Here is a 9137-nt window from a genome sequence, read left to right on the forward strand (position 1 = left end):
TTCATTTCAGGCCATATTATGAAAGAGATCAAGGCGCAGGAAGTTTTTTTGGAAGCAGGTTATCAGATAAGCCCTAAAGCTGTGGAAATGATCACCTCACATAGTGCACCAAATGACCTTATTTCCTATATACTCGAAAATGTGGATGAATCCCTTTTTGTCATTGAAGCTGAACATATTAATATTGAGAGTTTTGAAAAAGAATATCCGGACCTTCCAAAGGAATGTCTTGATGAGGTACCGTGTTCCAATGATACTTCAACATCTCAAGTATCCCCAGTTCCTTCGACCCGATCTCCTGCACGGTCTTCAATATCCTCAACACCTTCTCCAACATCATCTTCAGCCACTTTACGAGATGAAAGATGTTTTAGTGACTCCAACGGGCAGGTGAACAATATCAATATCATGTCTGACATTACAGATATGTCGACCTGTGTTGGTGAGTACATGGAATTTGTCCAATATTTCAGGAACCGTTACACTAAACTGAGTAATATCATACGTGGAAGGGTCACCGCCCGACCGATTGAAAGCCTTAACAAGAACCGGAAACAAAGTAGCGGCATAAGGCGTGGAGGCGGTGGGGATTATAATGAGACATCTATCATAGGGATGGTCTCTGAGATAAGGACCACTGCCAATGGTCATAAGATGCTACAATTGGAAGACCCCACAGGTTCATTTCCGGTGCTGGTGCATCAGGCGGAAAAGGACCTGTTCGAGGAAGCAAGCAAACTCGTTCTTGATGAGGTCATCGGTATAACCGGCTCAATGACCAATGATGGTAGTCTTCTGATCGCGAAAAAGCTGGTACTTCCAGACCTTCCGAACATCTCGAACAGGAGAGAAGGTACCTGGGGTAAAGCAGTTTTCACATCGGATATCCATGTGGGTAGCTCTACTTTTCTTGAGGAAGAGTGGTGCGGTTTTCTTGATTTCCTTAACGGCAAGACCGATAATGAGCAGCTGAAAAAGATGTCTGAGGAAATACGTTTTCTTGTGGTCGCAGGTGATCTTGTTGATGGTATCGGCATATTCCCGGGACAGGAACATGAGCTTGATATACTTGACATCTATGACCAATATAGAAAAGCTGCTGAGTACTTCGATCAGGTACCTGAACATATAAAGATCATCATTTCTCCCGGTAACCACGATGCGGTCAGGCAAGCAGAACCCCAGCCACGTTTTCCGGAGCGTATCACTTCCCTTTTCTCTGACAGGATAACGTTTGTAGGAAATCCTGCGCTTGTTGATCTTGATGGTGTCAAGGTCCTGATGTATCATGGACGTTCGATAGATGATCTGGTAGCATCTGTTCCGGGAGTTTCTTACCAGGAACCTGAAAAAGCTATGGTGGAAATGATAAAGCGAAGACACCTTTCACCAATATATGGAAGCAGGGTTTCCATTGCACCGGAAAAACAGGACCATTTCGTTATTGACCCGATACCCGATATACTGCATTGTGGTCATGTACATACTGTTGGCATTGGCAACTACAAGAGTGTACTTCTTATAAATTCAGGTACATGGCAGTCTCAGACAGAGTTCCAGAAAAGGGTCAATTTAATGCCTACCCCTGCAAAAGTTCCGGTGGTGGACCTATCTACTCTCAGGACAACCCTTCTTCAGTTCTAATGATATTATCACAAGGTATGAGAAAGAATTTGAGCTATCTTTCTATTTCCGATTACTATATATACTTCGACAGGGAAGTATGCATCAAATGTCTTTAAAAAATAAGGAAGATCTGATGGTTCTTCCTGAGATAACTGATTTTGAAACTTTGCTAAAAAAGCAAAAGTACAGTCTTGCAGGCACTCATTCGGCTGTTAAGACATGTCTTTGGCTTAGCCGTTCAATAAAAGATGAAGGCGACTGCTATAAGTCAACTTTCTATGGCATAACTTCTCATTGTTGCTTACAAATGACGCCGACACTTAGGTGTAATCAACGGTGTTTGCATTGCTGGAGGCCTACTGAAGTTGAAGTATCTCTTCCAAATAATTGGGATTCTCCAGTGGAAATAGTGGGGTCATCAATTAAGGCACAGCGAAAGTTGATCTCAGGTTTTGGACATTCAGCACCAAGAGAGCGCTGGATAGAAGCCAATGAACCAAAACATGTCGCTATCTCTCTTTCAGGTGAACCTACATTGTATCCGTATCTTCCTGAACTTGTAGAAGAGTATGAAAGCCAGGGCTTTAGTACTTTTGTTGTAAGTAATGGTACTGTTCCTGAAATGATGGAAAAGATAGAACCTTCACAGCTTTATATGAGCCTGGATGCGCCTGACAAAGAGACGTATGAAAAGGTTTGTTTACCGAAATCTCCTGCACTGTGGGATAAGATCAACAGGTCCCTTGAGATCCTTGGAACGAAAAATAACAGAAAGGCTATTCGCATAACATTGATCAAAGGTTTGAACATGTTCGATACGGCAGGTTATGGGCGACTTATCGAAAAGGCGGACCCAGATTACATTGAGGTCAAGGCGTATATGCATCTTGGATTTTCCAGAAGCCGCCTTCCACGCGAAGCCATGCCTGCACACGATGAAGTTCTGGAATTTGCAAAAGAGCTTGCTGGTCATATTGGATACAGTGTTGCGGATGATGTGGAAATTAGTCGTATTGTTCTTCTTTCGAAAGACGGAAAAGTATCACATCTTGAATAAAATTTAGACAAGGGTTATGCAACCAGTCATAACTTATATTTATATCCTTGTTCACATAGGTACATCTGTATAGCTAATAGCATCAATGTTCAATGCAGAACATAATCATCAGGTTGCAAGATGCAACTATAATTCCAATTGATCCTAATTATGGAGTATTCCTACAATGGCTGAACAATCTTCACATCAGAAATACGAGTTTAAAAAGAAACTGGAATCGTTAAGGGGAAAAAAAGGTCGTGGTACCGAACTTATTTCTCTGTACATACCTCCTGATAAACAGATCTCAGACGTTGTATCACAGCTTAGGAATGAACATAGCCAGGCTTCCAATATCAAATCCAAGCTTACCAAGACCAATGTGCAGGGAGCCATCGATTCTATTATGTCAAGGCTCAGGTATGGTACAGTTCCGGAGAACGGGATCGTATATTTTACTGGTGCGGTAGATGTTGGTGCGAACAAGACCAATATGGAGACCACCATTGTTGAGCCACCCCAACCTATTATCACTTACAGATATCACTGCGATTCGTCTTTTTTCCTTACCCCATTGGAAGAGATGCTAAAGGAAGCAAAGACCTATGGTCTGCTTGTATTGGACAGGCGTGAAGCTACGGTTGGTCTTCTCACGGGTAAACAGATAGAAGCATTCCGTAAGCTTACTTCCACTGTACCCGGCAAACAGAGAAAGGGTGGTCAGAGTGCTCACAGGTTCCAGCAATTGCGACTTATTGCCATACATGATTTCTACAAACGTATCGGAGATGCTGCAAGTGAGGTCTTCCTTGCAGTAGACCAGAAAGATTTCGAAGGAGTGCTTATAGGTGGTCCGTCACCCACAAAGGAAGAGTTCGAATCAGGTAATTTCTTCCACCATGAGATCGAGAAGAAGGTCCTTGGTCTTTTCGATGTTGCATACACCGATGAATCCGGTCTTCCCGAACTCGTGAATGCTGCGGGCGAGAGACTTGAAGACCTTGATCTCATGGTCGAGAAGAAGCTGATGCAACAGTTCTTCAGGGAATTGGTATCGGATTCCGGCAAAGCGACCTATGGTGAAGATAATGTCCGTGAGAACCTCATAATAGGTGCTGTGGATATATTATTGATATCCGAGGACCTCAGAGCTGTAAGGGAAACCGTCAAGTGTATTTCTTGTGATTATGAGCAGAAGACAAGTCGCGAGTTCAAGCCCGGGGACAGCAGTTCTCCTACTGGCAATTGCCCTAAATGTGGCTCTTATCTTGAGATCACTGAAAAGGTGGATGTCGTTGATCAATTGTCTGAGATATGTGACCAAATGGGCACAAGGGTGGAGTTCATATCCACTGATTTCGAGGAAGGTTCACAACTGTTGAAAGCTTTTGGCGGCGTTGTAGCGATATTGCGCTTCAACACAGGTATCTAAAGTTAATTTAAAGGTGATCATTTTGTTTTTAGATTTTATAGATCAGGTTACAAGTATACTGAACGATGCTGTCAGTTCAGCAGGGTTTGAAGCAGACGATATGGAGCTTGGTCCTTCACAGCACGCAGACCTGTCTTCAAGAATAGCATTCAGGTTAGCTTCTGTTGCAAAGCAGAGCCCGAAGGATGTTGCTGAGAAGATAGCAGGCGAAATTGTGATACCTAAAGGCTCTCTCGTAGAGAAAGTTGAGGCATTGGGTCCCTATTTGAATATCTGGGCAAGCCGTAATTTCATTGAGGGCACAGTTCTGGCCATAAGGGAGCAAAAAGAAGCCTTTGGTGGCAATTTCTCTGAAGGCAGGATATTGCTCGAGCACACTTCGGCAAATCCTAACGGTCCGCTACATGTGGGTCACATAAGGAATTCCATAATCGGTGATACCCTCGGGCGTATTCTCAAACGTGCAGGATATGATGTGGAACTTCACTATTACGTTAATGATATGGGTCGCCAGATAGCAATAGTTTCCTGGGCTCTTGGCCACTTCGAGTTTGATGAGAGCTCCAAGCCTGACCATGCCATTGCAGATGTTTACATAAAAGCAAACGCAGAACTCAATGCTCATCCTGAAAAAGTAGCTGAGATAGACAAGCTTATGCAGCTTGTTGAAAAAGGAGATGCAGCTACCATCGAAACTTTTGATAAGGCGGTCGGTCTGGCAGTTTCCGGCATCAAAGAAACGCTTAAGAAGATGAATGTGGCACATGACGAGTTCCCGAAGGAATCCGGTTTCATCAGGTCCGGCGATGTTTCAAGGATAGTTGAAGAGATAAAGGCCACAGGTCGCACGGAGATTGACAACGGTGCACTTGTTGTAGATCTTAAGGACTACGGATTTGAAAAGACACTGGTGATACAGCGTACTGACGGCACATCCCTATACACCACACGTGATCTTGCATATCATGAATGGAAAGGCGAGCGTGCGGACAGGATCATCGATGTGTTCGGAGCAGACCACAAATTGATATCCGGTCAGCTCAAGGCAACCCTTAATGCAATAGGCAAGAAAGAGCCTGAATTCGTTATCTTTGAATTCGTATCACTTCCGGAAGGCTCAATGAGCACAAGAAGTGGTAAGTTCATCAGTGCTGATGACCTACTGGATCAGATAAAGACACAGGCGTATGAAGAAGTTGACAAGCGCCGCCCGGAGATGCCTGATGATTTCAAGGCAGATGTGGCTGAGATCGTGGGAATTGGTGCGGTGAGATACGATATCATAAAAGTATCACCTGAAAAATCCACAGTGTTCGACTGGAAAGAAGCCCTTGACTTTGAAAAACAGGGTGGGCCATTTATTCAGTACTCACATGCACGTGCATGTAGCATTCTCCAGAAAGCTAAGGATGAAGGTATCTGGAAACCGGAAGAACCTATCAATGCTGCTCTTCTTGTGGAAGATTCTGAAGTTTCTCTCATTAAGAAAATGGCAATGTTCGACCACATGCTCGATCAATGTGCAAAAGAGCTCAGACCTCACACGTTTGCTATCTATGCAAGAGAACTTGCAGATGCGTTCAACCAGTTCTACCGCTTTGTATCTGTCTTGAATGCAGAGGATGAACAATTACGTTCAAGCCGTATTGCTCTGGTGGATTGTGCAAGAATGGTTCTTGCCAACACTCTGGATACTCTTGGATTGGGCGCACCTGAATCCATGTAAGCTTGCAGTAAGGATGCAGATCAACAGAAAAATGACCTAATATGAGATAAACGGAGAATGAAGAATGGAATTATATTTGTACATTCTCCTGTATCTATTTTTAGTGAACACATATTCTTTCTGGCTTATGTTCTCTGACAAGAGAAAGGCTATCAAAAATAAGTACCGGATCCCTGAAAAGAAGCTGTTCAGGTGGGCTATACTTGGAGGCAGTATTGGTTCTATCCTTGGTATGGAAGCCTTCAGGCACAAAACGAGACATCCGACCTTTAAGATAGGTATGCCTTTGATATTGATAGTAGAAGGTTACCTTTTTGTTGAGCATGTTCTTCCATTTTTGAAATGAGCCTCTGTGATCCAAAAAGTGTTTTAAAAAAGAGTGCTTACTTTATTTGAATGCGTATAAGGATAGAGACCCCCAAGTTCAGTTTTTTCAAGTATCATAAAGTGGAAGATGAATACAAAAAAGTGTTCTTTTCTCCTATACCTACGATATTCAATTATGGTTTCATTGAAGGTACAGTAGGTGCTGATGGGATGGAGGAAGATGCCATTGTGCTTGGTCCACATCTTGTTCAGGGCACTCTTGTTAGATTGGACGATGCGGATGGGGTTGTGAAATTCGTAGATGATTCTTTAAGAGACGATAAAAAACTGTTCTTTTCCGGCAGCAGTACATATTCTGCCACACTTTTCAGTACATATTTCCGAACATACGCATTGTTCAAGCGTTTTCGCTATCTGATATTTGAAAGAAGATTTGCAGAGTGTAGATTTGAAGGTATTGAACTGTTCGATAAGGTCTAAAATCACTGCATATCATACTGTTCTAAAATAAAAAAGAAAAAGTGAAGGGATAAGCATCTCCCTTAAAGGATATCGATGGTCTGTAGATTCTTGACCTTATTACCAAAAGGTATGCCTTCCTGCTTGAGATGCTCCTTTATCGTGGTCTCAACGATCTTCACAAGTTCTTCCTTTTCCACATTAGTAACCGCTGAGAGGAACTTCAGGGTGCAATTCTTGCTTTTTGTTTCAAAGAACTCTATATTGGGTGCACTCTCGGAAGATGTGATACTGGCCTTCATGAGGGTTTCGGGATATTCCAGTGCCATCTTTATATGACCTACAAAATCAGGGTTTAGCTTTTTGATCTGTTCGCCTATGGAAGTTAGAACATCGATGGCATATTTTTCTGCCTTTTCGGCTTCCAGTTCGCAGTCCTTGATAGTGAGTTCGCCGGAATAGGAGCTCACTTCGGAAGCTTCAATGGAATTGATGTTTTCCCTTACTTCCCTTTCCTTGCTCTGACCAGCCAGCAGGTCTATGAGTCTCTGGAACTTTTCATCGGCTTCCTTTGCAGAGAACTCGATAACTTCTGCTTCGGGATTGAGCCCTTCCAGGAATTTCCTGACCTCTGCAACCTTTTCTTTCTCTGCTATATCGACCTTGTTGATACAGAGGATATCAGCATCTTCGATCTGTGTCTGAATGAACTTTGGTGTCTGTTTTATCTCCGTATTGAACCTTGTTCCATCCACAATGTTAACGATAGGGGCAAAGCTCAAGTCATCGATCTTCATCAGTGCAATATCGTCCTTGATCTGTCTTGGGAAAGCGATACCGGTAGGTTCGATGATAATAACATCTGGATGGAATTCATCCGAAAGGTTGCTCAAAGTGTATTCCATACTTATCTTGAGCGTACAGCAGATACACCCGCTTGTTAGTTCTTCCGTAACGATACCGGTACTTGAAAGGGTATCACCGTCAAGGCCTATCTCGCCTATCTCGTTCACTATTATTGCTATCTTGTGTCCTGTATCGCTAAGATGTTTTCCAAGCTTCAACAGAGTAGTGGTTTTGCCGCTTCCGAGAAAGCCGCCTATTATCATTATTTTCAATTATTTCACCAGCGAGAGAATGATATTTTTAAAAGATAATTGTTTAAGATCAAGACTGGCTTTAAACTTGTGAGTCTTTACTTATAAATCTTGCAGATATCCGGAGAGATAGGAGATGATCTTCTCATTTCGCTACTATTATAAATGATACTTACAGTAGAGTAGCTATGACAGACCTGATCTTTGATGATATTGGAAGTTTTCCGTTACCGGAAGGTGTAACGAAAGAGTGGATGGCGAACGCCTTTTCAAAAAGGGATAGTGATGAGCAGCTCTTCAATATCATAGGATCAGCATTCAAACAGAAATTAGATGCAGGTGTGCAGGTCGCAACATATCCGCAGTTCCAGGACATGAACGAGCAGTTCCTGTCCATAATCAAGGACCCGGAGTGTGTGGAAGAGCCTTTCAAGGTCAAAGAGGACAGTGCGCGCATCCTCGAGCTTGATATTTTGGAGAAGACTGCCGCACAATACAAAGAGGAGACAGGCGACAAGCCGGATGTCCGCGTCTGCGTGACAGGTCCTCTTGAGCTTTATCTCAAGGATTTCGGGGGAACCCAATATACCGACATCCTGGATACGCTTGCAGTCAGCATTGATCGTTTTATCAGTAAGGCCATCAAGTCCGCAAAGAACTTCAACATCAGAACGGTGTCTATCGATGAGCCAAGTATAGGTATCAATCCACAGGTAATGTTTGAAGATGCTGAACTGGTGAAAGCTTTGAGCCTTTCTACCGCCTATGCAGGCAAACAGGATGTAGATGTAGAAATACATTTACATTCACCATTGCATTACAAGATTGCATGTGACACTCCGAGTATCAATGTAATAGGCGTGGAATCAGCAGCCAATCCTTCCTATCTTGACCTTATAGACAAAAAAGTGCTTGAAGACACGGATTCTTTCCTTCGTGTAGGTATCGCAAGGACCGATATTTTCAATCTTGCTTCCGTTCTGAACGAGAAATACAATACAAATGTCTGGAAAGACACCCAGTATCTGCCTGAGATCGTAACAGAAATGGAGACCCCGGAGATCATTGCAAAACGCCTTGAGAATGCCCATTCCATATTTGGGGACCGCATAAAATATGTTGGTCCGGACTGTGGAGTTGGCTCATGGCCGACACAGGAGATCGCCTGTCAGTTGCTGAGCAATGTTGAAGAAGGTATCAGTATTTTCCAGAACAAGCAACTCTACTAAAAACTGAAACAACGAATTAATGTAAAGAACAGTAGTTAAAAAAAGGGCATTGGTATTTAAGTAGAGTTTTTATGTTATTAGGACCTATATTTATGCATGAACTGTCCCAGGTGCAAGAGCTCCAATCATAAAAAGAACGGTAAAATCGATGGACGTCAACGCTACAAATGCCATGATTGTGGGTATAACTATTCAGTGGAGATTA

General features: G+C 42.9%; 9 protein-coding genes. 8 read left to right on the forward strand and 1 reads right to left on the reverse strand.

Going from position 1 to position 9137, the window contains the following annotated elements:
* Window positions 1-18: 18 nt before the first annotated feature.
* The 6 genes from KDK67_RS09670 to KDK67_RS09695 all read left to right on the forward strand — a co-directional run bounded on the left by KDK67_RS09670 (window position 19) and on the right by KDK67_RS09695 (window position 6627).
* The gene (locus KDK67_RS09670) at window positions 19-1644 is read left to right on the forward strand and encodes a DNA-directed DNA polymerase II small subunit (protein WP_250868584.1); all 1626 of its coding nucleotides are present in this window, start codon (window positions 19-21) and stop codon (window positions 1642-1644) included.
* 88 nt (window positions 1645-1732) lie between these two features.
* A complete protein-coding gene (twy1, locus tag KDK67_RS09675; protein WP_250868585.1) occupies window positions 1733-2683 on the forward strand; it encodes a 4-demethylwyosine synthase TYW1 in 951 nt (316 codons plus the stop codon).
* A 166-nt stretch (window positions 2684-2849) separates the two neighbouring features.
* Entirely contained in the window at window positions 2850-4094 is a 1245-nt protein-coding gene (gene prf1 / locus KDK67_RS09680; RefSeq protein ID WP_250868586.1) for a peptide chain release factor aRF-1, read from the forward strand.
* Window positions 4095-4116: 22 nt separating this feature from the next.
* Window positions 4117-5820, forward strand: coding sequence for an arginine--tRNA ligase (gene argS, locus KDK67_RS09685; RefSeq protein WP_250868587.1), 1704 nt, complete (start codon window positions 4117-4119; stop codon window positions 5818-5820).
* Between the two features lie 103 nt (window positions 5821-5923).
* Window positions 5924-6166 (forward strand): DUF1294 domain-containing protein, encoded by a 243-nt coding sequence (locus KDK67_RS09690; protein ID WP_250868588.1) that lies wholly within the window; start codon window positions 5924-5926, stop codon window positions 6164-6166.
* A 50-nt stretch (window positions 6167-6216) separates the two neighbouring features.
* On the forward strand, window positions 6217-6627 hold the full coding sequence (locus KDK67_RS09695) for an inorganic diphosphatase (RefSeq protein WP_250868589.1): 411 nt from the start codon (window positions 6217-6219) through the stop codon (window positions 6625-6627).
* A 62-nt stretch (window positions 6628-6689) separates the two neighbouring features.
* Here KDK67_RS09695 and KDK67_RS09700 read toward each other — a convergent pair whose 3' ends face one another.
* Window positions 6690-7715 (reverse strand): CobW family GTP-binding protein, encoded by a 1026-nt coding sequence (locus KDK67_RS09700; protein ID WP_250868591.1) that lies wholly within the window; start codon window positions 7713-7715, stop codon window positions 6690-6692.
* 176 nt (window positions 7716-7891) lie between these two features.
* On the opposite strand from KDK67_RS09700, the gene KDK67_RS09705 reads away from it, so the two are divergent.
* Together KDK67_RS09705 and KDK67_RS09710 are read left to right on the forward strand one after the other, a co-directional pair.
* Window positions 7892-8932, forward strand: coding sequence for a methionine synthase (locus KDK67_RS09705; protein WP_250868590.1), 1041 nt, complete (start codon window positions 7892-7894; stop codon window positions 8930-8932).
* A gap of 96 nt (window positions 8933-9028) precedes the next feature.
* Window positions 9029-9137, forward strand: a 109-nt coding sequence (locus KDK67_RS09710; RefSeq protein ID WP_420846926.1) for a transposase-like zinc-binding domain-containing protein, incomplete at its 3' end; no start/stop codon positions are given.

The sequence above is a fragment of the Methanococcoides seepicolus genome (assembly GCF_023684405.1).
GTDB lineage: Archaea > Halobacteriota > Methanosarcinia > Methanosarcinales > Methanosarcinaceae > Methanococcoides > Methanococcoides seepicolus.

Excerpts from the sequence above, each read along its gene's own strand:
- KDK67_RS09670 (WP_250868584.1), top strand. The coding sequence starts at position 19 with ATGAAAGAGATCAAGGCGCAGGAAGTTTTTTTGGAAGCAGGTTATCAG.
- twy1 (WP_250868585.1), top strand. The coding sequence starts at position 1,733 with ATGTCTTTAAAAAATAAGGAAGATCTGATGGTTCTTCCTGAGATAACT.
- prf1 (WP_250868586.1), top strand. The coding sequence starts at position 2,850 with ATGGCTGAACAATCTTCACATCAGAAATACGAGTTTAAAAAGAAACTG.
- KDK67_RS09695 (WP_250868589.1), top strand. The coding sequence starts at position 6,217 with ATGCGTATAAGGATAGAGACCCCCAAGTTCAGTTTTTTCAAGTATCAT.
- KDK67_RS09700 (WP_250868591.1), bottom strand. The coding sequence starts at position 7,715 with ATGATAATAGGCGGCTTTCTCGGAAGCGGCAAAACCACTACTCTGTTG.
- KDK67_RS09705 (WP_250868590.1), top strand. The coding sequence starts at position 7,892 with ATGACAGACCTGATCTTTGATGATATTGGAAGTTTTCCGTTACCGGAA.